Here is a 22,292-nt window from a genome sequence, read left to right on the forward strand (position 1 = left end):
GGCGACGGTTTAGCAGCCCCCGGCGCCGGCCGGAAGCATCACGCCAGGTCCGGGGCCGCGGCCCGGGACAGGGTGCCGTCGTGGAGCGCGGAGGCGACCAGCGCCCCGGCCAGCCCCGCATCGCGGAGGGCCCGCAGGTCGTCCGGGCCGCGCACGCCGCCGGCCGCGTAGAGGCGGCGATCCGGCGCCCGGACCCGCAGAGCGCCGAGGGTCGCGACGTCCGGCCCGGCGCCGGCCCCGACCTGGGCGAGGGTCATGGCGATCACCTCCGGCGGCCAGAGCGAGGGGTCGTCGTGGAGCGCCGCCGGGCCGAGCCGCTCCGCGCCGCGTGTGTCGAGGGAGAACACCGCCCGGTCACCCAGCCGCCTCACCAGGCCGGGATCCGACTGGCTCTCGCTGCCGATCACCGGCCGGCCCAGGCCGGCGGCCAGGAACGCCTCCACGCCCGCAGCCGCGGCGAAGCCGGCATCCACCCACAGGCCGACGCCCGGGCAGGCGCGGGCGATGGATTCCAGCGCCCGGAGATCGGGCGCGGCCCCGTCGATGATGGCGTCGAGATCGGCGACGTAGAGGAGGGTGGCGGGCCAGGCGTTGAGGAGCCCGCGCGCCACCGCGTCGGGCGCGGATCCCTTTGCCAAGGGCGTCTCGATCGGGGCATAGGAGGAGCGCTCGCCGCGGCGCGCCCGCACCACGCGGCCGCCCCGGAGATCGAGCACCGGGATCACCGCAAAGCCGGGGCGCCCGATCCTGTGGTCCGTCGAGGCGCTCGTCGCGTTCATATGCGCTCACCATTCCCAAAGACGATCGGGTGGGACCTCGGCGGGGTCCACGTCAAGGCCGCGCTGGTCGAGGACGGCCGGGTCCTGGCCGCCGCGCAGGTCCCGTGCCCGCTCTGGCAGGGAGTGCCGGCTCTCAACCCGGCGCTCGCGGCCCTGCCGGACTGGGCGCGCGGCGAGGCCGCGCACGCGGTCACCATGACCGGCGAGCTGACGGATTGCTTCGCGGACCGGCGGGACGGCGTCGCGGCGCTCTCCGGCTGGGCCGGGGCGCACCTGACCGGCGCCGTGCGGATCTATGCCGGCCGCTCCGGCTTCGTCGGCCCAGAGGCGGCCGCGAATGTGGCGGCCGACATCGCCTCAGCCAATTGGCACGCCACCGCGGCGCTCACCGGGCGAATCGCCCCGGACGCGCTCCTCATCGATATCGGCTCCACCACCGCCGACCTGATCCCCATCGTCGGCGGCCGCCCGGCGGCCTCCGGGTACAGCGACGCCGAGCGCCTGGAGAGCAGCGAACTCGTCTACACCGGGGTCGTGCGCACGCCGGTGATCGCGCTCGCCGACCACGCCCCCTTCGCGGGCCGACGCACCCGGCTGATGACCGAGACCTTCGCCCATATGGCGGACGTCTACCGCATCCTCGGCCTGCTGCCCGAGGGGGCCGACCAGCAGACGAGCGGCGACCGGAAGGGCAAGTCGGTGGCGGAGAGCGAGACCCGGCTGGCGCGCATCGTCGGCCGTGATCGGGCGGAGGCCCAGGCCGCAGCCTGCCGGCGCTGGCCGCGCATTTCGCCGAGGCGCAGCTGCGTCTGCTGCACGACGCCGCCGCGCTCCTGCTCACCCGACCCGACCTGCCGCCGGAGGCGCCCCTGGTCCTCTGCGGAGCCGGCGCCTTCCTGGGCCCGCGCCTGGCGGAGCGGCTCGGGCGGCCGTCCAGCCTGCTGGTGTCGCTGCTGGGGGACCGGATCGCCGGCGCCCGCGACGGAATCTCGACCTGTGGGCCGGCGGTTGCGGTCGGCCTCATCGCCGCGGAGGAGACAGTCGCATGAGCGCCATCAAGATCCTGGCCCGGATCCTCACGGCCCGGGTCGGGCCGCATATCGAGCTCGCCGTCGAGTCGGAATCGGGCGAGGTCCTGAAGGTGCTCGCCACCGAAGACCAGATCGACAGGCTGGTCGACGAGTTGGAGGATATCCTCAACTCGCCCGCCGAGCCGGAGGATGACGGGCCGCCCGAGGCGGCCTGACCGTCCGGATCGCCATGAGCCTGATCGCCGCCAAGATCATCGTCACGCCGACGCTGATGTGGGCCGTCTCGTCGGCCGCGCGTCGGTGGGGCAGCCTCGTGGGCGGCCTGCTCTCGGGATTGCCGCTCACCTCGGCGCCGATCTCGATCTACCTTGCCGCCGAGCAGAGCGAGCGCTTCGCCGCGGACGCCGCCGTCGGCTCGGTCGAGGGGCTGGGCGCGGTCACGGCCAGCTATCTCGCCTACGCCTTCTGCGCGCCGCGGATGGGCACCGTCGCGGCGATCCTTCTGGCCCTCGGGGCCTTCGTCCTCGGGGGCGCCCTGCTGCACGGCGTGATCCAGCCCGGCCTGTGGCTGGCCACGGCGATCGACCTGCCGGCGATGGCGCTGGCGGTCGCCCTGAGTCGGACGGCCGCCGAGGCGCCGGCCCGCCGGTCCCGGCCGCCGCGCTGGGACATGCCGGCGCGGCTCGCGGCCGCCACCTCCCTGGTCCTGCTGGTCTCGGGACTCGCGCCGCATCTCGGCCCCGGCCTGAGCGGCGTCCTCGCGCCGGTCCCGATCATCTCCTGGCCGCTCATCGCCTTCGCCCGGGCGCAGGACGGGGTTGGGGCCGCGCTCGACGTGGTGCGCGGCAGCGCTCAGGGCGCCTTCGGCGTGCTGGCCTTCTATGTCTGCGTGCACCTGCTGCTCGGGCGGGTCGATCCGGTTACCGCCTATGCCGTGTCGATCGCGGCGTCGGCCGCCTGCGTGCTGCCCTGGCTGCTCGCGCGGCGGCGTCCGCGGGCGGCGTGATCGCGGCATGCCGACGCGACCGCGGAGGTGATGATGCTGCCGGATACCGGGATTCCGACGCTCGCCCCGGGCTACGCGGTGGTGCCGCCGGGCCACCTCGCGACCGTCGTCACCAGCCTGGAGATGCTCCGCCCGCCGCCGCCGCGTCCCGGGCGGCCTTTTCCGTCCGGCCTCCGCCTCGAACTCTTGGACCGCCCCGAACCGGAGACCTACCGGACCCTGTTCCGCGACGTCGGCGCCGACTGGCTCTGGTTCTCGCGGCTCACCCTAGCGGACGGCGCGCTCGCCGCGATCCTCGCCGACCGGGAGGTCGAGATCTTCGCGCTGCGCCAGGACGGGCGAAATCTCGGCATGCTGGAACTGGATTTCCGACAGCCCGGCGCCTGCGAACTCGTCTTCCTCGGATTGATCGGGTCTCTGGTCGGGACCGGGATCGGCCGCACGCTGATGAACACGGCGATCAGCCGGGCCTGGGCGCGGCCGATCACGCGGTTCTGGGTGCATACCTGCACCCTCGACCATCCCGGCGCGCTCGCCTTCTACCGGCGCTCGGGCTTCGACCCCTTCGCCGTCCATGTCGAGATCGCGCCCGATCCGCGACTTGACGGGACCCTGCCGCGGGACTGCGCCCCGCACGTGCCGCTGCTCGGCTGACACGACGCGGGGACCCGGCAAACGAAAAAACCCGCGACCTCGCGGCCGCGGGTCTGGTCTTCAGCGTCGCGCGCCGGTCAAGCGGCGGTGCGCTTGCGGGCTTCCTGCTTGGTGTCCACGCCGGCCGCTTTGATCTCGGACAGCTTCTGCGCGACGTTGCGCGAGAACACGAACTCGGCCGGGCGCTGGTTCTCCAGGCTGACCTCGGGCGCCATCGCGCCGTCGGTCTTGATGCCGCGGATCGCGTGAACCAGCGGCTTCCAGGGCTTGCGGACCGAATCGACCACCGAGGAGGCCTCGTAGCCCGAGTGGACCATGCAGTCGGCGCACTTCTCGTAGTTGCCGGTGCCGTAGGCGTCCCAGTCGGTGGTCTCCATCAGCTCCTTGAAGGTCGCCGCGTAGCCCTCGCCGAGCAGGTAGCAAGGCTTCTGCCAGCCGAACACGGTGCGGGTCGGGTTGCCCCACGGGGTGCAGTGGTAGGTCTGGTTGCCGGCCAGGAAGTCGAGGAACAGGCCCGACTGCTGGAAGGTCCACTTCTCGCGGCCCTTCTCCTTGCCGTGCCGGAACACGCCGCGGAACAGATCCTTCGTCGCCTTGCGGTTCAGGAAGTGCTTCTGGTCGGGGGCGCGCTCGTAGGCGTAACCGGGGGAGACGGTGATGCCGTCGATGCCCATCCGGGTCACGCTGTCGAAGAAGTCGGCGATCTTCTCCGGCTGGGAATTGTTGAAGAAGGTGCAGTTGATGGTGACGCGGAAGCCCATCTCCTTGGCCTTCGCGATCGCCGCCACGGCCTTGTCGTAGACGCCGCGCTGGCACACCGACTGGTCGTGCATCTCCTTGTCGCCGTCCAGATGGATCGACCACGTGAAGTACGGGCTCGGCTTGTACTCCTTGATCTTCTTCTCGAGGAGCAGCGCGTTCGTGCAGACGATGGCGAACTTCTTCTGGGCGATGATGCCCTCGACGATCTGCGGCAGGTCCTTGTGCAGGAGCGGCTCGCCGCCGGCGATCACCACCACGGGGGCGCCGCACTCGCGCACTGATTCGAGCGCGTCGGCGACCGGCAGCCGCTTGTTCAGGATCTCGTCCGGATAGTCGATCTTGCCGCAGCCCGCGCATGCGAGATTGCAGCGGAACAGGGGCTCCATCATCATCACGAGCGGGTAGCGCTTGCGACCCGTGAGGTGCTGTTTCAGGATGTAGCCGCCGATCTTCGCGACGTACCGGAGGGGGATACCCAAGATTGCGGCTCCTTCACTTCGTCGGCCCCGGGGTGATCGGGGTGCTTAACGCGAAAAAATCTCGAATTCCAGCGATCTAGCTTGGAACTGATCTCAAACGACCCCATTTCAGCCGCGCCGCGACGCCTTATTTCGCGCCTGACGCAACCGCGCCACATGGATCGAACGGGCAGAACGTGTTGGCGGTGAAACCCGGTCGCCGAGGACAGCCTGTGCATTGCGTCGGCAATACGACCGCAAGCCCAGGTTTAGTCCCCGCGCCGCAAGCGCCGTGCGCTAGCGCACATCGATCTCGCAAGGGCTGCGCCGGGGCAGCCGCGTTGCAATCTGGCATCGCCCTCTTTACTGAGCCCCGTGGCTGCGATGCAAGGTCGGGCCCGTGGCGAATGGCTGCGCTGCGGCCCATATCGGGCACGATCGGCTTGCGCATGCGTTTCGCACGGCCGGACTGGGCGGCGCGGTGTTCCTCGAACACGATGCGCGCCCGAACGGATTGCCGGACGGTCGGCACCGGGCACTGAACCCCTCTGGGCCGGTCGCCGGGGTTCCGATGAACCGGATGGCAGAAGCCGGGCGCGCTGGGTGCGGGTCCGAGGCGAACAGGCAGGGTGCTCGTGATCGAAAGTCTCGTCGCGTTATCGGTGCGGTATCGGTGGATCGTCATCGCCCTGGTGGCGTTCGTGACGGTCGCAAGTGCCGGGATCGCGGCGCACCTGTTCCGAATCAATACCGATGTCGAGCGGTTGATCGATCCGAAGGAGCCCTGGCGCCAGGACGAGATCAATTTCGAGAAGGCTTTCCCGCAGCGAAGCAACACGATCGTGGCGGTCATCAACGGCGAGACGCCTGAAGAGACCGAGGAGGCGGCCGCCGGCCTCGCGAAGGCGCTCACCGCGCATAAGAACCTGATCGAGACCGTCTATCGCCCCGATGGCGGCCCGTTCTTCGACAAGAACGGCCTGCTACTGATGTCCCAGGCCGAGCTCGACAAGACGCTGGAGGCACTGACGCAGCAGCAGGGTCTGCTCGGGCCGCTGGCGGCCGATCCGTCGCTGCGCGGCATCATGCGGGTGCTGACGCTGGGCGCCCGCGGCGTGAAGACCGGCGATGCCAAGCTCGAGGATCTCGAGAAGCCCATGGGGCAGATCGACGGCACCCTCCAGAAGGTTCTGGCGGGCCAGCCGGCGCGGATGTCGTGGCAGGAACTGCTGGCGAACGGCCAGACCAGCGTCACCGACAAGATGAAGTTCGTGATCATCCAGCCGGTGCTGGATTTCAACGCGCTGGAGCCCGGCTATCAGGCGACCAAGCTGATCCGCAACGTCGCCCAGGACCTGAAGATCGACGCGCAGCATGGCCTGCGGATGCGCCTGACCGGCACGGTGGCGGTGGCGGACGAGGAATTCGCGACCCTGTCGGAGGATGCCGGCCTCAACAACAGCATCATCGTCGGCGCGATCGTCCTGTTCCTGTGGCTGGCCCTGCGATCGGGCAAGCTCGTCGGCGCCGTGATCATCACGACCTTCGCGGGCCTCATCGTGACGGCGGCGCTGGGCCTCGCGATGGTCAAGGAGCTGAACCCGATCTCGGTGGCCTTCGCGGCCCTGTTCGTCGGGCTCGGCATCGATTTCGGCATCCAGTTCTCGGTGCGCTACCGGGCCGACCGCTACGAGCAGCCGACCCTGGAGAGCGCGATCCGCGCCGCCGCCCGCGGGGTCGGCTGGTCGCTGACCCTCGCCGCGGTGTCCCTGGTGGCGGGCTTCTTCGCGTTCCTGCCGACCGCCTTCCGGGGCGTGTCCGAACTCGGCCTGATCGCCGGCGTCGGCATGGTCGTGGCCTTCCTGTTCTCCCTGACGCTGCTGCCGGCGCTGATCGCGGTGTTCAAGCCGGAGGGCGAGAAGGCGGCGGTTCAGACCGAGTGGCTCGTCGGCGTCGATCCGTGGATCATCCGCAACCGCAAGCCGATCCTCATCGCCGTCGGGCTCGTGACGCTGGCGGGCGCGCCGCTGCTCTGGAACCTGCCGTTCGACTCCAACCCGATGCATCTGCGCAGCCCGAAGACGCAGTCGATCGCGACCTATCTCGACCTGATCAAGAACCCGGAGACCAGCCCGAACCTCATCGACGTGCTGGCCCCGAACGTCGAGGCGGTCCCGGCGCTGACGAAGACGCTGGCGGCGCTGCCGGTGACGGCTTCGGTCAACAGCATCGACACGTTCGTGCCGCGGGACCAGGACAAGAAGCTCGCGCAGATCGCCGACACGGCCCAGCTGCTCGATCCGGTGCTGAACCCCGGCCGCCGGCCGCCGCCCCCGACCGACGCCGACAACGTGAAGGCGCTGAAGGATGCGGCGACCGCCCTCAACGGCGTCGCGAACGATGCCAAGGGCGACGCGAAAGGGGCCCAGGCGGCCAAGCAGCTCGCCGGCACCCTGGACAAGCTCGCCGCCGGTCCGGTCCCGCAGCGCGAGGCCGCGTCCTTCGCCCTGACGAAGGATCTGGGTCCGCTGCTGGCACGCCTGCGCGACCTGCTGCACCCCGACAAGATCACGCTGGACAACCTGCCGCCGCAGCTCAAGGCCGACTGGGTCGCCGCTGACGGGCGGGCGCGGATCGAGGTCCATCCGAAGGGTGATTCGAACGACGACCAGGTGCTCCGGACGTTCTCGGACGAGGTCCTGAAGGTTGCGCCCCATGCCACCGGCGCGCCTGTCGCGACCACGCAGTCGAGCTACACGATCCTGGGCGCCTTCGTGCAGGCGGCGGTGACGGCCTTCGTGCTGATCTTCGTCATCCTGTCGGTGGCCCTGCGCAAGCCCTGGGACGTGGCGATGACGCTCGGCCCGCTGGTGATCGCGACCCTCTGGACGCTGATGGCCCTGCGCATCGTCGGCATGCCGCTCAACTTCGCCAACATCATCGCGCTGCCGCTGATGCTCGCGGTCGGCGTGGCCTTCCACATCTACTACGTGATCGCGTGGCGGGCGGGCGTGAACGACATGCTCGCCTCCAGCCTGACCCGCGCGATCTTCTTCTCGGCGCTCACCACCGGCAGCGCCTTCGGGTCGCTGGTCCTGTCCAGCCATCCGGGCACGGCGAGCATGGGCAAGCTGCTCGCGCTCTCGCTGTTCTTCACCCTGGTGGCGGCGTTCTTCGTGGTCCCGGCAACGCTCGGCGAGCCGCCGGTGCAGCCCGACGAAGACCGTCCCGAGGCCGAGAAGGCTGCGGGCGCGGCCCTGCGGAAGAGCGTGGCGCGGAAGGATCCCGTGCCGGCCAAATAGGCGCCGGTCAGAGGACCTTCTCGAAGAAGTGGTCCGGGTAGGGGTCGTCGTTGAAGCGGTCGATCTCCACCCAGCCCGACCGCCGATAGAGCGTTAGCGCCTCGGGAAGGGCGCTGTTGGTATCGAGCCGCAGCGTCCGGATGCCGAGATCGCGGGCCGCGTTCTCGACGTCGTGCATCAGTCGCTTGGCGAGGCCGAGGCCGCGCGCGGCGGGATCGATCCAGAGCCGCTTGATCTCCGCCACCGGGCCGCCGCTGCCCTTGAGGCCGACGCACCCGACCGGGAGGCCGTCCGCAAAGGCGAGCAGGAAGGTGCCGCGCGGCCGGACCATATCGGCCGCCTCCGGGTCGCAGGACAGGGCGACGTCGAACCCCGCGGCGAAGCGACGGCCCAGTTCGGCATAGTAGGCGCCGAGGCAGGCGCCAGCCGCCGCGCCGCGCGGATCAACCTCCGCGACGGTGATGGCGTGCTGGCCGAGCGCGAGGGCGACCCGATCCATGGCGCGCAGGAGTTCGTCCGCGTGTGGCGTGCGCTCGAGCAGGAGGGCCGCGCGGGCGTTCGACAGAGCCTCGTAGGCCTCGAATTCCCGCTCCCCCGCTGCCGTCAGCGACGCGATCCGGCGACGGGCATCGGTGGGATGCGGCGCCGTCACAACCAGGCCCTCGACCTCCAGGCTCCGCAGAAGGCGGCTCATCAGACCGGAATCGAGGCCGAGATAGGCGCGGATCTCGCCGATCTCGCTCCGCCCGGCGCCGATGGCGTTCAGGACGCGCGCGACCCCGAGGGGGCGGCCGCGGCCCAGGAACGAGCTGTCGAGCGCGCCGACCTCGGCGGTGACGGCACGCGCGAACCGGCGGACGCGAGCGATATCGGGAGACGTCATTTTATCTGACTAAAGTCAGATATCTGCTGTGGTCAACCGAGGAAGTCGGAGAACCCGCCGCGGACCGCGCCCGACGCGTCGGCAGCCGACCGGGATGCGGGGTCGATCAGCGCGTCGCGCTCGTCGGCATAGCGATAGCCCGGCGCCTCGCCGGGGAAGCCGCCGGCGGTGGCCGGGTGGGTGTAGAGCTCGGTCAGGCCGTCCGGAAGCTGGGTCAGCAGCGCCGCGACGCGGGCGGGTGTCATGGCGCCGGACCACGCCAGGCCGAGGGTGCGGTCCGGGATCAGCAGCCCGGCCTGCCGGGCGCGGACGGCGAGCAGCGCCGCCCAGGGGGCTATGTCCAGGGCCGGTCGGGGGCGGGCGCCCGGCTCGACGCGGCGCAGGATCTCCCGCGGCTCCCGGGGCACGCGCAGGGCGCGCATCCCGAAGTCGCGGCCGACGCGCAGCACCGCCCCGGCGATCAGCGGGTGGACGTGGAAGTGCTTGTGGGCGTTGACGTGGTCCAGCGGCAGGCCGGTCGCCCGATAGGCCTCGAACTGCGCCCGGATCTCGGCACCGAGCTGGCGGCGGGCGGCGGGCTTGCGGGCGAAGTCGAGGCCCAGGCGACCCATGTCGGCGCGCATCAGGCCGGCCGCGTCGGTCAGGTCGGGCAGGTCCGCGGCAGGAAGGGTAGGCCACGCCTCCACGAGGACGAGGTGAAGCCCGACCCGCAGGGACGGCATCCGCCGGGCCCGCGCCACAGCATCGGCGGCAGCCGGCGCCGAGACCATCAGGCTCGCCGCCGTGAGGATCCCGTCGCGATGGGCCTGCTCGACGGCCTCGTTGACCTCGGGGCTCAGCCCGAAATCATCCGCGGTAACGACCAGACGCTTCACGGCAACCTCGTGACGGGTGTCGAGAGGGCGTGCCCTCTCGCGGGCCCAGGGCGGAGCCCTGGAAGAGGCGCGGGGCTCTGCCCCGCTCCTCGCCGGGGCCGCAGGCCCCGGACCCCTGACTTACGCCGCCTTGGCGGTGCCCTGACGCTCCTTGAGGAAGCGGTAGAACTCGACGCCCTCGCGCAGGCGGCGCTTCATCATGTCGGGCGAGCGCACCATCTCGCTGACGATCGAAGCGATCTTCGGAGCCCGGAAGTAGAACTTCTTGTAGAACTCCTCGACCGAGGTGAAGATCTCGGTGTGCGAGAGGTGCGGGTAGTGCAGCGGCGCGACCTGCACGCCGTTCTCGTCGACCAGTTCGGCGTTCTCGATGTCGAGCCAGCCGTTCTCCACCGCCTGCTTGTACAGGAAGGTGCCCGGGTAGGGGGCCGCCAGCGAGACCTGGATCGTGTGCGGGTTGATCCGCTTGGCGAAGGCGATCGTCTCCTGGATCGTCTCCTTGGTCTCGCCCGGCAGGCCGAGGATGAAGGTGCCGTGGATGGCGATGCCGAGATCGTGGCAATCCTTGGTGAACTTCTCGGCGACCTCGACCCGCATGCCCTTCTTGATGTTGTGCAGGATGGTCTGGTTGCCGGACTCGTAGCCGACTAGCAGCAGGCGCAGGCCGTTCTCCTTGAGCACCTTCAGGGTCTCGCGCGGCACGTTCGCCTTGGCGTTGCACGACCACGTGACGCCGAGCTTGCCGAGCTCGCGGGCGATCTCCTCCGCGCGCGGGAGGTTATCGGTGAAGGTGTCGTCGTCGAAGAAGAACTCCTTGGTCTGCGGGAACTCCTTCAGGCAGTACTTGATCTCCTCGATCACGTGGGCGACCGAGCGGGTGCGGTAGGTGTGGCCGCCGACCGTCTGCGGCCAGAGGCAGAAGGTGCAGCGGCTCTTGCAGCCCCGGCCCGAGTAGAACGAGATGTACGGGTGCTTCAGGTAGCCGATGAAGTACTTCTCCATCTCCAGGTCGCGCTTGTAGACGCTGGTGACGAAGGGCAGCTGATCCATGTCGGTCATGATCTCGCGGTCCTCGTTATGGACCACGACACCGTTGGCGTCGCGATAGGACAGCCCCTTGATCTGGGACAGCGGGACGCCCTCGGCGACTTCTTTGACGGTGAAGTCGAACTCGTTGCGGGCGCAGAAATCGACCACCGGGGCCTGGGCCATCGCGCCGGCGGCGTCGACCGCGACCTTGGCGCCGATCAGGCCGGCGATGAGCTTCGGGTTTGCGGCCTTCAGCGCCTCGATCGTCTTCACGTCGGACTTGAACGACGGCACCGAGGTGTGGAGCACGACGAGGTCGAAGTCGTTGGCCTGAGCCACGATCTCGGGGAGCTTGATGTTGTGCGGCGGGGCGTCGATCAGCTTCGAGTTCGGCACCAGGGCGGCCGGCTGGGCCAGCCAGGTCGGATACCAGAACGACTTGATCTCGCGCTTGGCCTGGTAACGGGAGCCGGCACCGCCGTCGAAACCGTCGAAGGTGGGGGCCTGGAGGAAGAGCGTGCGCATGGGGTTCAAGGCCTCAGGGCAATGCCGGGGGAGGGCGGAGGAAGAGGAAGCCGGGTTCAGCGGAGCGGCGCGCCGGCGTCAGGGCCGAGCTCGGCGTCCGGGATCAGGGTGCCATCCGCAACCACGTGATAATCGTGACCTTTCCATGTCACCGCCCCCGACATGAAGGCCCAGGCGAAGTTCAGGAAGGACAGGATGTCGCGAATCGGCAACAGTCCGTAGGGGTGCGGGGCGAGGCCGAAGGCGCGCTCCACCTGCCGGCACAGCAGGATCCGGCTCGCCAGCGCCGCCGCGGCGACCCAGAGCGCGCCCGTGCCGGCGCCCGGCAGCACGGCCCCGAGCAGGGCCAGCGGGAAGGCGTGCGTGACGATGGATCCGGCATAGCCGGCCGGATCGACGTTGCGGATCGTGCGGTTCCAGCGCAACTCGTGCTGCCAAAGGCCGGACAGGTCCGTGTCGACGCTGGTGTGGCCGATGGAGAAGCTCGGGATCACCACCCGGCCGCCAAGGCCGCGCAGGGCCGCCCCGATCGCGTAATCGTCCGCCAGGTCGTCGCGGAAGCTGCGGAAGCCGCCCACCGCGTCGAGGCTCGCCCGGGTGAACGCGATGGTGGAGCCGAAGCAGGGCTTCGCCAGACCGAGGCTCAGGCCCATCACGACGTTGGGCAGAAAGTGGGTGTCGATCGCCAGCGTCGAGAGCTGGTCGTAGAGGCCGCGATAGGCGGGTACACCGTGATAGAGGCAGGTCACGCCCGAGACCCCGTCCTGCGACAGCTCCGCGACGAGGCGCTCGAGGTAGTCGGGCCGGACCAGCATGTCGCTGTCGGCCAGCACCACGACGTCGTGCGCGATCCGCTCGGCCATGTTGATCAGGTTGGAGACCTTGCGGTTCGAGCCGTGCTGGCGGCCGTCGATCACGAGGTCGATGCGGGCGGCGGGATAGGCCTGCCGCAGCCGATCGACCACGCCGATCGCGGGATCGTTGGTCTTCTGGACACCGAAGATCACCTGGACCGGGCCGGCGTAATCCTGGCGCAGCACGGTCTCGAGATTCTCGTAGAGATACGGCTCCAGGCCGCAGAGCGGCTTGAGCACGGTCACGGAGGGCCGGGGCGCACCGGGGGCGAGTTGCGGCACGGCCTGCGCCGCGTAGCGGCTGGCGCAGAAGGCGGCGGCCAGACTGTAGAGGCAGCCGGCCGCCGCCAGGATCAGGCAGATCAGCGACAGCCACGAGAGCCCGTTCAGCGCCAGCGAGGAGAGATCCATCCGGTCGGGTCCGTGCGATCGTCGGCCGCATCAGGCGGCGGTGGCCGCGAACGGCCGGCTTGGTTCGGCACCTTGGACGGCGCTGGTTACGGCGTCGGCGTGTTACGGCGTTGGCTTGGCGGCCAGCATGCCGTCGGCCCGCTGGCGGAGAAACTTGACGACCCCGTCGGCCCCGCCGGATTTCAGCGGCGCGGAGAGCGCGTTGCGCTGGGCGGCGACCTCGCTCACGTCACCGTTGAGCAGGACGTCCTGGATGCGGTTGCTGGCGTTGACGACGAAGTCGACCTCGGAATCGTCGCCGTCCGACGCGGTGACACGGGTCGCGACCACGCGCTGGGCACCGCGCTCCTCGACCTTGGGAGTCACGTCGAACTTGCCGCCGGCCGCGCGGGCCAGCCGGTTGGCATAGGTCACGGTCAGGCTGCGCTTGAACGCCTCGATGACCGCCGCCTGCTGCTCCGGCGTGAAGCTCGACCACTTCGCGCCGACGGCGATGCGGGTCATGGCGGGGAAGTCGAACGCCTTGTCGAGGGCCGGCCCGACCGCGTCGACCCGCGCGGGCAGGGGACCGGGGCCGTCCTTCAGCGCGGCCGTGAAGGCAGCGTAGAGGTCGCGCACCGTCTGAACAGCCGGATCGTCCGCGGCCCATGACGGGACCGGGACGAGCAGGGGCGCGGCGATGAGAGCGGCCGCGAGGCGACGGGTCAGGCGCACTTCTTCAACTCCTCGCCGTCACCGAGCCGCGCGCCCATCCGGGGCGGCGCGTAGCTGTAGAACGGCCCAAGCGTGACCGGCTGCGCGACTCTCTTGGCCTTGCGCCCGGCTTCCGCCTCCGGCGCATCCTCCTCGTCCGGCGCCTCGGCCCGGATCCTGGCCTCGATCCGATGCCAGAGCAGCAGGCTCGGGAGCCCGACGCCGAGATCGGCGAAGCGCTTGACCAACGACAGGGCGAGCGCCGCTTCCGCCGGGATGTCGAACAGGCCGCACAGGGCGATCAGGCCGCCTTCCTGGGCCCCGAGGGCGCCGGGCACCGCGAAGGCCGCGCCGCGCACCGCCTGAGCGAGGCTCTCGATCATCAGCGCCTGGGCGAAATCGATGGGATAGCCCATGAAGCGCAGACAGACGTAGACTTCGAGCGTTCCGATCACCCAGCCGACGAAGTGGACCGCCAGCGCGAACGCGAAGCGGCCGCGGTTGCCGTAGAGCCGGCGCAGGCTGTCGTAGAGCTGGTCGATGGCGCCGAAGGCCCGCCACTCGCGCCCGGAGGCGAAGCGGCTGAGCAGGCCCTGGATGAGCCGGTGCCCGGCCCGGCGCTGGATCAGGTAGAAGGCGCCGAGCGCCGGCACCGCCAGGGCCAGACCGCCCTCGACGGTCCGGGCGATCGGCCCGTCGCCGCAGATCATGACCAGCAGGGCCAGGCCGAGGACCGTGAACAGAAGCTGCGTCAGGGCCTGCGTCATCAGGTCGACGAACATGCTGGCACCGGCGAGCGCGCCGGTGACGCCGCGCTTGGCGAGCAGGCGCGCGCCCACGAAGTCGCCGCCGACGGTGGCGACGGGCAGGAGGGTGTTGATGCCCTCGCGCACGAACCGGAGCGAGACGCAGTCGGCGAGCTTAGCCGCCCCGGCCGGAAACACCACGTACCAGCCGAGGCCCGCCCAGGCGACGGCCACGAGCCGGGCCGCCACCACCAGGGCGGCGCCCCAGCCGGCACTCACGACGGCGGCCGACACGTCCTCGAGGCCGGAGGACATGAACAGGCCGACGACCGTGCAGAGACCGGCGATCGAGGCCAAGGTCGTCAGGCGCTTCATTGTCGTCTTTCAAGCTCGCAACAGGCTTGATGCGGGAAATCGGCCACGGTCGCGGCAGAAATAGGTCCGCCGGGCCGGGAACGTTTCTGTCACGTTGCAGCAGGGATTAGCGGTGTCTATCACCCGTTTGACACACCGGGGGCCAAAGCGGCGGCGGGGCGAGGAGCCTACGCAAAAGGCCGCGGCTCGTCGCAGAAGGGGCACACGTCATGGAGCGCGAATCACCGATCACGGCCCTGGAGGCCGTGACCGACGACACGCATGCCGGCGGCCTCCCGGGTGGAACAGGACCGGGCGTGCCGGCTCCGCAATCCCCGGTGATGGCCTGGAACGAGTGGGATCCGCTGGAGGAGGTGATCGTCGGTTCGCTCGACGGCGCCACGATCCCGACCCACCATCTCACGGTGATCTTCAACCTGCCGCGTGCCGCGCAGCCGTTCTACCGGCTGGCGAGCGGGTGGAAATACCCGAAGTTCATGAAGAAGCTCGCCCAGGCCGAGCTCGACAACTTCATCACCATCCTGGCCGGCGAGGGCGTGAAGGTCCGCCGCCCCGACGCGGTGGATTTCTCGAAGAAGTTCAAGGCGCCGCGCTGGACCTCCCGGGGCTTCTGCGTCGCCTGCCCGCGCGACCCGTACCTCGTGATCGGCGACGAGATCATCGAGAGCCCGATGTGCTGGCGCTCGCGCTACTTCGAGGGCGACGCCTACCGCTCGCTGTTCAAGGAATATTTCCGCGCCGGCGCCCGCTGGACCTCAGCGCCGCGTCCGCAGCTGACCGACGAACTCTACAACTACGACTACCGGGTGCCGAACCTGAAGGCCGGCGAGCCCATGCAGTTCACCGTCAACGAGTTCGAGCCGGTCTTCGACGCCGCCGACTTCGTCCGCTGCGGCCGCGACCTGTTCGTGACCCGCTCCAACGTGACCAACCTGATGGGCATCGAGTGGCTGCGCCGCCACCTCGGCCCGGGCTTCCGCATCCACGAGATCGAGAGCCGCTGCCCGCAGCCGATGCACATTGATTCGTCGTTCATGCCGCTGGCCCCCGGCAAGGTGCTGGTGAACCCGGACTACGTCGACGTCGAGAAGCTGCCGGCCGTGCTCAAGAAGTGGGACGTGCTGATCGCCCCGCGCCCCGACCCGGTCGAGGGCTTCATGAGCAAGATCTCGATGTGCTCGCCCTGGACCTCGATCAACGTCCTGGCGATCACCGAGAAGAAGATCGTCGCCGACCAGAGCCAGCCGACGCTGATCAAGGCGCTCAAGGATTGGGGCTTCGACCCGATCCCGGCGCCGTTCCTGAGCTACGGCCCGTTCGGCGGCTCGTTCCACTGCGCGACCCTCGACGTGCGGCGCCGGGGCGTGCTGAAGTCGTACTTCTAGGAATCGACCGTCATTCCGGGGCCGCGGAGCGGCGAGCCCGGAATCTAGATGCACCGGTGGCGCGAGACCGTGCGCCGCCGGCGGTAACGGCGGCCGACTCGCCTGCGGCGCCCCGGACAGATGGGACGTGACGCTCAGCGCGCCGCGATCCCCTCGATCAGTGCCCGGTTGAACCCGTCCGGATCGGACATCTGCGGCGCGTGGCCGAGTTCGGGGAACTCCACGAGCCGCGCCCCCGGGATGGCCTTGGCGGCTTCCTTGCCGAGTTCGGGATAGTTGCCGAGCTTCGGCCGCAGCTCCGCCGGGGCGAGATCCTTGCCGATCGCCGTGTTGTCCTTCTGGCCGATCAGCAGAAGGGTCGGCACCGCGATCTGCGGGAAGCGGTAGACCACCGGCTGGGTGACGATCATGTCGTAGACGAGCGCCGAGTCCCAGGCGACCGCCTCCTTGCCGGGCCCGCTGTTGAGGCCGGCGAGCATCGTCACCCACGGCTCGTAGCGAGGCTCCCATCGGCCCGCGTAGTAGGTCGCGGTCTCGTAGGCGCGGATCGATTCGGCCGAGGTCTTCAGCTCGCGCTGGTACCATTGCGCCAGGGAGATCGGCGGCAGGCCCTTGGCGCTCCAGTCCTCCAGACCGACCGGATTGACCAGCACGAGCTGCTCGACCGCCTTCGGGTAGAGCAGGGCGTAGTGCGCGGCGAGCATGCCGCCCGTGGAATGGCCGACCAGGATCGGGCGCTCGACCCCGAGGTTGTCCAGAAGGGCGTGGGTGTTCTCGGCGAGCTGCCGGAAGCTGAACTGGTAGGCGGCCGGCTTGCTCGACTTGCAGAAGCCGATCTGGTCCGGCGCGATCACCCGGTATCCGGCCGCGCTGAGCGCGCGGATCTGGCTCTCCCAAGTCGCGGCGCAGAAGTTCTTGCCGTGGAGCAGCACCGCGGTGCGCCCGTTCGGCGTCGCGGCCGGCACGTCGAGATAGGCCATCTGCAGCGGCTGGCGCTGCGACGCGAAGGTGTAGCGCTCCACCGGGAACGGATAGGCGAAGCCTTCGAGTTCCGGCCCGTAGGCCGGCCGCGGCAGCGGCTCGGCCGCGCCGGGGCCGGGCAGGGCCAGCGCCAGAAGGAGGGCTGGGAGGGCGTTTCGGAGCATGGGCTTCATCGGAGCCTGTTCTGCGCGGCGCGCGGTGCCGCGCCGCCCGCCCAGATCGGGCATCCGGGTCGCCCTGTCCATGTGCCGCCCCCATGCGACGCCGGCAACCGCCGCGGCGCGGCTTCGCGGTTCGGCGCGCCCGCGCTATCTCGGGCGCATCGCCCTGTCCTGCCGCGGATGTCCCGATGCTGCGCCTCTCCGTCCTGACCGTCCTTGCCGGCGCGCTCGTCCTCGGTCCGGCCCAGGCCCGCGCGGCCGATGCCTGCGACGCGCTCACCGCGCGGGTGATCCGCACCACTGGGGCGTCGCTGGCCGGACGGGCCGGGCCGGTCGCGGTGTTCCGGGCGCAGGACGCCGAGCGCATGAGCCTCGATTGCCGCGCCCCGGCGCGGATCACAGTGGCCTCCCTCGACCGGGAGCCGCCGCCCGCCTACTTCGTGCTGATCGGCCGCGCGGCCCGGGCGCTCGCCGGGACGGATCCCGCCGCCGCCGAGGTGCTGGCGCTCAACCTCCACCAGGCCAGCCTGCTCGCGAGCGCGCCGCAGCGCGGCGGCACCGGCCGCGCCCTGATGCTGTGCGAGACCGGCCCGCGCACCGACGCGCTCCGGGAGGATCTCACGGTCTGCCGGATCGCGCCCCGCGCCGGGCTTTCGCGGATCCGCCGCGCGGGCTAGACCGCGCGCATGTCGAATCTCGAGACACACGGCGCCGTCGTCCAGGTCGGCGGCACGCGCTTCGCCAACCATCTGCCGCTGGCGCTGATCGCCGGCCCCTGCCAGCTCGAAGGGCGGAGCCACGCCCTGGAGATCGCTGCCGCCCTCAAGGAGATGGCCGCGGGTCTGGGGCTCGGCCTCGTGTTCAAGACCTCCTTCGACAAGGCCAACCGCACCTCCGGCAGCGCGGCCAGAGGCGTCGGCCTCGACGAGGCGCTGCCGGTCTTCGCGGAGATCCGCGAGAGCCTGGGTCTGCCGGTGCTGACCGACGTGCACGCCGCCGAGCAATGCGCCCGCGCCGCCGAGGCGGTGGACGTGCTCCAGATCCCGGCCTTCCTGTGCCGCCAGACCGACCTGCTCCTGGCCGCGGCCGCCACCGGCCGGGCGGTCAACATCAAGAAGGGCCAGTTCCTGGCGCCCTGGGACATGAAGCACGTCGCCGCCAAGGTGACGGAGGCGGGCAACCCCAACGTCATCGTCACCGAGCGGGGCGCTTCCTTCGGCTACAACACCCTGGTCTCGGACATGCGCAGCCTGCCGATCATGGCGCAGGTGACGCGGGGCGCGCCGGTCGTGTTCGACGCCACCCACTCCGTGCAGCAGCCGGGCGGGCAGGGGGCGAGCTCCGGCGGCCAGCGGGAATTCGTGTCCGTCCTGGCCCGGGCCGCCGTGGCGGTCGGCGTCGCGGGCGTCTTCATCGAGACCCATCCCGACCCGGACCGGGCGCCCTCCGACGGCCCGAACATGGTCGCCCTGAAGGACATGCCGGCCCTGCTCGAGGAACTCCTCGCCTTCGATCGGATCGCCAAGCGCCGGGCCGGGTGATCGGTCAGGCGCCGACGGGCTCCAGAACGTGGATGCGCAGGGGCTGGACGAGGCCGTAGGACCCGTCGGCCCCGGGCTCGGCCGCCTGCAGGAACGCGTCCTCCACGATGGCGCGCCGCGCCCGGATCGTCGCCTCGCGGGCGGGATCCACCGTGCTGACTCGGGCCAGGAAGGCGTCGAGGGACGCGAAGCTCTCCCGGCGCGCGACAGTCACCTCGCGGCGGCACGCGAAGGCGCCTTGGCTCAGGGCGGCCGCAATCGCGGCCTGCGCGCCCGCCCGGACGGCACTTTCGTCCTCGATCGGCCGCAGAGCCTCGAAGAAGCTGCCCTCCGCCAGGGGTTCCACCACCACGAGGACGCCGCCCGGCACCAGCACCCGCGCCGCCTCGGACAGGGCGCCGGCCGGGTTCGGGACATGATGCAGGGCGTTGAGCATCACGGCCCCGTCGAAGCTTTCGTCCGGGAACGGCAGGGCCTCGCCCGAGGCCGCCTCGAATCGCGCGGCCGGCACGGCGGCCCGGGCCTTGGCGAGCGCCGCCTCGCCGGGGTCCACCCCGGTGACCGCCGCCCCATCCTCCGCCAGCCGCTTCGCCAAGGTTCCCGGGCCGCATCCGATATCGAGGATGCGCTTGCCCGGCAGCGGCGCGAACGTGTCCCGGATCAGACTCAAGGCATCCATCGGTCGCTCCTTCCGATCAGGCGTCGCATAGCCATAGCAGGGCGGCCGGCGATTTCGACGCTCAGGACCGGCCGAATGTCCCAAGGCAGGACTGCCACCCTGACGGCCGGGATGACGACGCCCGGATAGGAAAATACGTCACAAGGTTTCCGGCCGTCCAAGAAGCCGAACAGTCAAGCTCTCGGTAACCGGCCAGATCGAACAGGATGATGAACCGCCGTTCAGAATTCTGAGTGTGTGCGCGCTCGCACGGCAAGACATGTCGAAACTTGGAACTGTCCCGGTGCGGCCACGTTATTGGGCATGTTCGATCGAGGATCGAGAAGGAACACTATGCGCAAGATCGGTATCATCGCTACTGCTGCTGCTCTCGCCATCGGCAGCGTCGCCGCCACCACGGGCGCCGAGGCGCGTCCCTACGGCTTCCACGGCGGTTATGGCGGCTATCACGGTGGCTACTACCGTGGCCGTCGCGGCATCGGCACCGGCGCCGCGATCGGCCTCGGCATCGCCGGCCTCGCGGCTGGCGCGATCGCTGCCGGCGCGGCCCGCGACAGCTACTACGGCGGTGGCTACGGCTACGCCCCGTCCTACGGCTACGGCTACGCCCCGGTCTACGGCGGCTACGGCTACGCGGCCCCCGGCTACGGCTACTACGGCTACGGCTACTAAGTTCTAAGATCCGAACGGATCAGGGGCGACCGGCGCGAGCCGGTCGCCCTTTTTCGTGGCCGCCCTGCAACCATCGTGTCGCAGCGTGCCGGGATCGGAGACGGTGCATCCGGCCTGAGCGAGCAAGGACTCGTTTACCGCCCGCGATAGGGCGGGACGCCCGGATCCGGCAGCCAGGCGTTCTTCGGCAGCTCGCCCGTCTGCCAGAAGACGTCGATCGGGATGCCGCCGCGGGGGTACCAGAACCCGCCGATCCGCAGGTAGCGCGGCTCCAGGAGGTCGCGGAGCCGCTTGCCGATCGCCACCGTGCAATCCTCGTGGAACGCGCCGTGGTTGCGGAACGACCCGAGGTAGAGCTTCAGCGACTTCGATTCCACGAGCCAGTCGCCCGGCACGTAGTCGATCACCAGGATCGCGAAGTCCGGCTGGCCGGTGACCGGGCAGATCGAGGTGAATTCGGGCGCGGTGAAGCGGGCGACATAGTCGGTATCCGCGTGCGGGTTCGGGACCCGGTCGAGCCGCGCCTCCTCGGGAGAGGTCGGGAAGGGCGTCGGCTGGCCGAGCTGGAGATCGCTGGAGGTCGTCATGAGGCGCATATAAAGCGCGCCGCGGCCGCGCGCATCCGTCTGATCCGCGGCGCTTTCTCCGACGGATCGGTCGCCGTGCAGGGCGCCCCGGCGCTTGCCGCCGGCCGCGGCTTGACGGATAAGCCGCCGCGATGCGCCGCACCCTCTGATTTGGGTGCAGCCGCCGACCCGCGGCCCCCGCGAGAGGACGTTCCATGACCGCGATCACCAATATCAGCGCCCGCGAGATCCTCGACAGCCGCGGCAACCCCACGGTCGAGGTCGACGTCATCCTGGAGGACGGCTCCTTCGGCCGCGCCGCGGTCCCCTCGGGCGCGTCCACGGGCGCCCACGAGGCGGTGGAGCTGCGCGACGGCGACAAGAATCGCTTCCTCGGCAAGGGCGTCCTGAAGGCGGTCGAGGCGGCCCAGACCGAGATCCTCGACGCGATCGGCGGCATGGAGGCCGAGGATCAGGTCGGGGTCGGCGAGGCGATGATCGAGCTCGACGGCACGCCCAACAAGGCGCGGCTCGGCGCCAACGCGATCCTGGGCGTATCGCTGGCGGTGGCCAAGGCCGCGGCCGAGGCTTCCGGCCTGCCGCTCTACCGCTATGTCGGCGGCGTGCAGGGCCGGGTGCTGCCGGTGCCGATGATGAACATCATCAACGGCGGCGCCCATGCCGACAACCCGATCGACTTCCAGGAATTCATGATCATGCCGGTGGGCGCGGACTCGATCGCCGAGGCCGTGCGCATGGGCTCCGAGGTGTTCCACACCCTCAAGAGCAAGCTCAAGAAGGCCGGCCACAACACCAATGTCGGCGACGAGGGCGGCTTCGCCCCGAACCTGCCGTCCGCCGAGGCCGCCCTCGATTTCGTGATGGACGCGATCAGCGCCGCCGGCTTCAAGCCGGGCCAGGACATGGCGCTCGCCCTCGACTGCGCCGCCACCGAATTCTTCAAGGACGGCGCCTACGCGTATGAGGGCGAGGGCAAGACCCGCACCATCGAGGCGCAGGTCGACTACCTCGCGCAGCTCGTCGCCACCTACCCGATCGTCTCCATCGAGGACGGCATGTCGGAGGATGACTGGGCCGGCTGGAAGCTCCTGACCGACAAGATCGGCGACCGCTGCCAGCTCGTCGGCGACGACCTGTTCGTCACCAACGTCGAGCGCCTGTCCCGCGGCATCGCCGAGGGCACGGCCAACTCGATCCTGATCAAGGTCAACCAGATCGGCTCGCTCACCGAGACCCTGGCGGCGGTCGATATGGCCCAGCGCGCCGGCTACACCGCGGTGATGTCGCACCGCTCGGGCGAGACCGAGGATTCGACCATCGCGGACCTCGCGGTCGCCACCAATTGCGGGCAGATCAAGACCGGCTCGCTCGCCCGCTCGGACAGATTGGCCAAGTACAACCAGCTGATTCGCATCGAGGAGGGGCTGGGCCCGCAGGCACTCTACGCCGGCCCGGCCGCGCTCAAGCAGCTCGCCCGCCGCTGATCCGGCGGATCCTGATGGTCGGCCTGCTCGGTTTCGGGGCGGCCGGCCCCGCCCGCGCCGACCCGCTCTGCGACGGCGCCCGCCCGACGCTCAGCGCGCAGCTGCTGTTCGGCCTGTCGCGGCCGGATGGCGGGCGGGTCCCGAGCGGGGCCTTCGACCGGTTTCTGGCCGAGCGGATCACCCCGCGCTTTCCGGACGGGCTGACGGTCTTCGCCGGCCGGGGCCAGTGACGCGGACCGAGCGGACGGATCGTCCACGAGGCCGCCCGCATCGTCCTGATCGTCACCGAACCGACGCCCGAGGCCGTGGCGGCCCTGCGTGAGATCCAGGAGGCCTATCGGCGCCGCTTCACGCAGGGCGCGGTCGGACTGGTGCTGCAGCGGAGCTGCGCGCTGTTCTGAGGGTGGCGGCGCTTCGCC

General features: G+C 70.3%; 20 protein-coding genes and 2 pseudogenes. 11 read left to right on the forward strand and 11 right to left on the reverse strand.

The window, feature by feature from the left end; translation table 11 throughout:
- Positions 1-38 precede the first annotated feature (38 nt).
- On the reverse strand, positions 39-779 hold the full coding sequence (locus tag M6G65_RS03825; protein ID WP_238198931.1) for a HisA/HisF-related TIM barrel protein: 741 nt from the start codon (positions 777-779) through the stop codon (positions 39-41).
- Here M6G65_RS03825 and M6G65_RS03830 point away from each other — a divergent pair.
- The 4 genes and pseudogenes from M6G65_RS03830 (at position 780) to M6G65_RS03845 (ending at position 3,470) form a co-directional block, all read left to right on the forward strand.
- A pseudogene (locus tag M6G65_RS03830) lies at positions 780-1,828 on the forward strand (hydantoinase/oxoprolinase family protein).
- On the forward strand, positions 1,825-2,025 hold the full coding sequence (locus M6G65_RS03835; protein ID WP_192710985.1) for a hypothetical protein: 201 nt from the start codon (positions 1,825-1,827) through the stop codon (positions 2,023-2,025). Before M6G65_RS03830 ends, M6G65_RS03835 begins: the two are co-directional and overlap by 4 nt.
- A gap of 14 nt (positions 2,026-2,039) precedes the next feature.
- Positions 2,040-2,816, forward strand: a complete 777-nt coding sequence (locus M6G65_RS03840; RefSeq protein ID WP_238198927.1) for a hypothetical protein — start codon at positions 2,040-2,042, stop codon at positions 2,814-2,816.
- A 33-nt stretch (positions 2,817-2,849) separates the two neighbouring features.
- Positions 2,850-3,470, forward strand: coding sequence for a GNAT family N-acetyltransferase (locus tag M6G65_RS03845; protein ID WP_238198949.1), 621 nt, complete (start codon positions 2,850-2,852; stop codon positions 3,468-3,470).
- Positions 3,471-3,547: 77 nt separating this feature from the next.
- On the opposite strand, the gene hpnH is transcribed toward M6G65_RS03845, so the two are convergent.
- On the reverse strand, positions 3,548-4,711 hold the full coding sequence (hpnH, locus tag M6G65_RS03850) for an adenosyl-hopene transferase HpnH (protein WP_192710988.1): 1,164 nt from the start codon (positions 4,709-4,711) through the stop codon (positions 3,548-3,550).
- A 614-nt stretch (positions 4,712-5,325) separates the two neighbouring features.
- Here hpnH and M6G65_RS03855 point away from each other — a divergent pair.
- On the forward strand, positions 5,326-7,992 hold the full coding sequence (locus tag M6G65_RS03855) for an MMPL family transporter (RefSeq protein ID WP_238198947.1): 2,667 nt from the start codon (positions 5,326-5,328) through the stop codon (positions 7,990-7,992).
- A gap of 7 nt (positions 7,993-7,999) precedes the next feature.
- Here M6G65_RS03855 and M6G65_RS03860 read toward each other — a convergent pair whose 3' ends face one another.
- From M6G65_RS03860 to M6G65_RS03885, 6 genes are all read right to left on the reverse strand, one after another.
- Complete coding sequence (locus M6G65_RS03860; RefSeq protein WP_238198925.1) at positions 8,000-8,875, reverse strand: bifunctional helix-turn-helix transcriptional regulator/GNAT family N-acetyltransferase; 876 nt, start codon at positions 8,873-8,875, stop codon at positions 8,000-8,002.
- A gap of 32 nt (positions 8,876-8,907) precedes the next feature.
- The gene (gene hpnK, locus M6G65_RS03865) at positions 8,908-9,750 is read right to left on the reverse strand and encodes a hopanoid biosynthesis-associated protein HpnK (protein WP_238198923.1); all 843 of its coding nucleotides are present in this window, start codon (positions 9,748-9,750) and stop codon (positions 8,908-8,910) included.
- 120 nt (positions 9,751-9,870) lie between these two features.
- Complete coding sequence (hpnJ, locus tag M6G65_RS03870; protein WP_238198922.1) at positions 9,871-11,304, reverse strand: hopanoid biosynthesis associated radical SAM protein HpnJ; 1,434 nt, start codon at positions 11,302-11,304, stop codon at positions 9,871-9,873.
- 56 nt (positions 11,305-11,360) lie between these two features.
- A complete protein-coding gene (gene hpnI, locus M6G65_RS03875; protein ID WP_238198921.1) occupies positions 11,361-12,569 on the reverse strand; it encodes a bacteriohopanetetrol glucosamine biosynthesis glycosyltransferase HpnI in 1,209 nt (402 codons plus the stop codon).
- A gap of 102 nt (positions 12,570-12,671) precedes the next feature.
- Complete coding sequence (locus M6G65_RS03880; RefSeq protein WP_192710992.1) at positions 12,672-13,283, reverse strand: MlaC/ttg2D family ABC transporter substrate-binding protein; 612 nt, start codon at positions 13,281-13,283, stop codon at positions 12,672-12,674.
- Positions 13,274-14,383 (reverse strand): flippase-like domain-containing protein, encoded by a 1,110-nt coding sequence (locus tag M6G65_RS03885; RefSeq protein ID WP_238198920.1) that lies wholly within the window; start codon positions 14,381-14,383, stop codon positions 13,274-13,276. Before M6G65_RS03885 ends, M6G65_RS03880 begins: the two co-directional genes overlap by 10 nt.
- 209 nt (positions 14,384-14,592) lie before the next feature.
- On the opposite strand from M6G65_RS03885, the gene M6G65_RS03890 reads away from it, so the two are divergent.
- Positions 14,593-15,768 carry an amidinotransferase gene (locus tag M6G65_RS03890; RefSeq protein ID WP_250103596.1) on the forward strand — a complete coding sequence of 392 codons (1,176 nt, stop codon included), beginning with the start codon at positions 14,593-14,595 and terminating at the stop codon, positions 15,766-15,768.
- Between the two features lie 134 nt (positions 15,769-15,902).
- On the opposite strand, the gene M6G65_RS03895 is transcribed toward M6G65_RS03890, so the two are convergent.
- Complete coding sequence (locus M6G65_RS03895; protein ID WP_238198918.1) at positions 15,903-16,913, reverse strand: alpha/beta fold hydrolase; 1,011 nt, start codon at positions 16,911-16,913, stop codon at positions 15,903-15,905.
- Between the two features lie 185 nt (positions 16,914-17,098).
- Between M6G65_RS03895 and M6G65_RS03900 the strand changes: the two genes are divergently transcribed.
- Both M6G65_RS03900 and kdsA read left to right on the forward strand, forming a co-directional pair.
- Positions 17,099-17,587, forward strand: coding sequence for a hypothetical protein (locus tag M6G65_RS03900; protein ID WP_238198917.1), 489 nt, complete (start codon positions 17,099-17,101; stop codon positions 17,585-17,587).
- Between the two features lie 9 nt (positions 17,588-17,596).
- A complete protein-coding gene (kdsA, locus tag M6G65_RS03905; RefSeq protein ID WP_238198915.1) occupies positions 17,597-18,451 on the forward strand; it encodes a 3-deoxy-8-phosphooctulonate synthase in 855 nt (284 codons plus the stop codon).
- A gap of 4 nt (positions 18,452-18,455) precedes the next feature.
- Here kdsA and M6G65_RS03910 read toward each other — a convergent pair whose 3' ends face one another.
- A complete protein-coding gene (locus M6G65_RS03910; protein ID WP_238198912.1) occupies positions 18,456-19,130 on the reverse strand; it encodes a class I SAM-dependent methyltransferase in 675 nt (224 codons plus the stop codon).
- A 333-nt stretch (positions 19,131-19,463) separates the two neighbouring features.
- Between M6G65_RS03910 and M6G65_RS03915 the strand changes: the two genes are divergently transcribed.
- Positions 19,464-19,802, forward strand: coding sequence for a hypothetical protein (locus M6G65_RS03915; RefSeq protein ID WP_238198911.1), 339 nt, complete (start codon positions 19,464-19,466; stop codon positions 19,800-19,802).
- A 134-nt stretch (positions 19,803-19,936) separates the two neighbouring features.
- Here M6G65_RS03915 and queF read toward each other — a convergent pair whose 3' ends face one another.
- Positions 19,937-20,389 carry a preQ(1) synthase gene (gene queF, locus M6G65_RS03920; protein ID WP_238198910.1) on the reverse strand — a complete coding sequence of 151 codons (453 nt, stop codon included), beginning with the start codon at positions 20,387-20,389 and terminating at the stop codon, positions 19,937-19,939.
- A gap of 194 nt (positions 20,390-20,583) precedes the next feature.
- Between queF and eno the strand changes: the two genes are divergently transcribed.
- The gene (eno, locus tag M6G65_RS03925) at positions 20,584-21,873 is read left to right on the forward strand and encodes a phosphopyruvate hydratase (RefSeq protein ID WP_250103597.1); all 1,290 of its coding nucleotides are present in this window, start codon (positions 20,584-20,586) and stop codon (positions 21,871-21,873) included.
- 14 nt (positions 21,874-21,887) lie between these two features.
- Positions 21,888-22,274, forward strand: a pseudogene (locus M6G65_RS03930) (DUF3574 domain-containing protein).
- Positions 22,275-22,292: the final 18 nt, after the last annotated feature.

It is taken from the genome of Methylobacterium tardum (genome assembly GCF_023546765.1).
Taxonomy (GTDB): domain Bacteria; phylum Pseudomonadota; class Alphaproteobacteria; order Rhizobiales; family Beijerinckiaceae; genus Methylobacterium; species Methylobacterium tardum.

Excerpts from the sequence above, each read along its gene's own strand:
- queF (WP_238198910.1), bottom strand. The coding sequence starts at position 20,389 with ATGACGACCTCCAGCGATCTCCAGCTCGGCCAGCCGACGCCCTTCCCG.
- kdsA (WP_238198915.1), top strand. The coding sequence starts at position 17,597 with ATGTCGAATCTCGAGACACACGGCGCCGTCGTCCAGGTCGGCGGCACG.
- M6G65_RS03845 (WP_238198949.1), top strand. The coding sequence starts at position 2,850 with ATGCTGCCGGATACCGGGATTCCGACGCTCGCCCCGGGCTACGCGGTG.
- M6G65_RS03915 (WP_238198911.1), top strand. The coding sequence starts at position 19,464 with ATGCGCAAGATCGGTATCATCGCTACTGCTGCTGCTCTCGCCATCGGC.
- M6G65_RS03825 (WP_238198931.1), bottom strand. The coding sequence starts at position 779 with ATGAACGCGACGAGCGCCTCGACGGACCACAGGATCGGGCGCCCCGGC.
- M6G65_RS03895 (WP_238198918.1), bottom strand. The coding sequence starts at position 16,913 with ATGCTCCGAAACGCCCTCCCAGCCCTCCTTCTGGCGCTGGCCCTGCCC.
- M6G65_RS03835 (WP_192710985.1), top strand. The coding sequence starts at position 1,825 with ATGAGCGCCATCAAGATCCTGGCCCGGATCCTCACGGCCCGGGTCGGG.
- M6G65_RS03910 (WP_238198912.1), bottom strand. The coding sequence starts at position 19,130 with ATGGATGCCTTGAGTCTGATCCGGGACACGTTCGCGCCGCTGCCGGGC.
- hpnI (WP_238198921.1), bottom strand. The coding sequence starts at position 12,569 with ATGGATCTCTCCTCGCTGGCGCTGAACGGGCTCTCGTGGCTGTCGCTG.
- M6G65_RS03900 (WP_238198917.1), top strand. The coding sequence starts at position 17,099 with ATGCTGCGCCTCTCCGTCCTGACCGTCCTTGCCGGCGCGCTCGTCCTC.
- M6G65_RS03860 (WP_238198925.1), bottom strand. The coding sequence starts at position 8,875 with ATGACGTCTCCCGATATCGCTCGCGTCCGCCGGTTCGCGCGTGCCGTC.
- M6G65_RS03890 (WP_250103596.1), top strand. The coding sequence starts at position 14,593 with ATGGAGCGCGAATCACCGATCACGGCCCTGGAGGCCGTGACCGACGAC.
- eno (WP_250103597.1), top strand. The coding sequence starts at position 20,584 with ATGACCGCGATCACCAATATCAGCGCCCGCGAGATCCTCGACAGCCGC.
- M6G65_RS03840 (WP_238198927.1), top strand. The coding sequence starts at position 2,040 with ATGAGCCTGATCGCCGCCAAGATCATCGTCACGCCGACGCTGATGTGG.
- M6G65_RS03885 (WP_238198920.1), bottom strand. The coding sequence starts at position 14,383 with ATGAAGCGCCTGACGACCTTGGCCTCGATCGCCGGTCTCTGCACGGTC.
- hpnJ (WP_238198922.1), bottom strand. The coding sequence starts at position 11,304 with ATGCGCACGCTCTTCCTCCAGGCCCCCACCTTCGACGGTTTCGACGGC.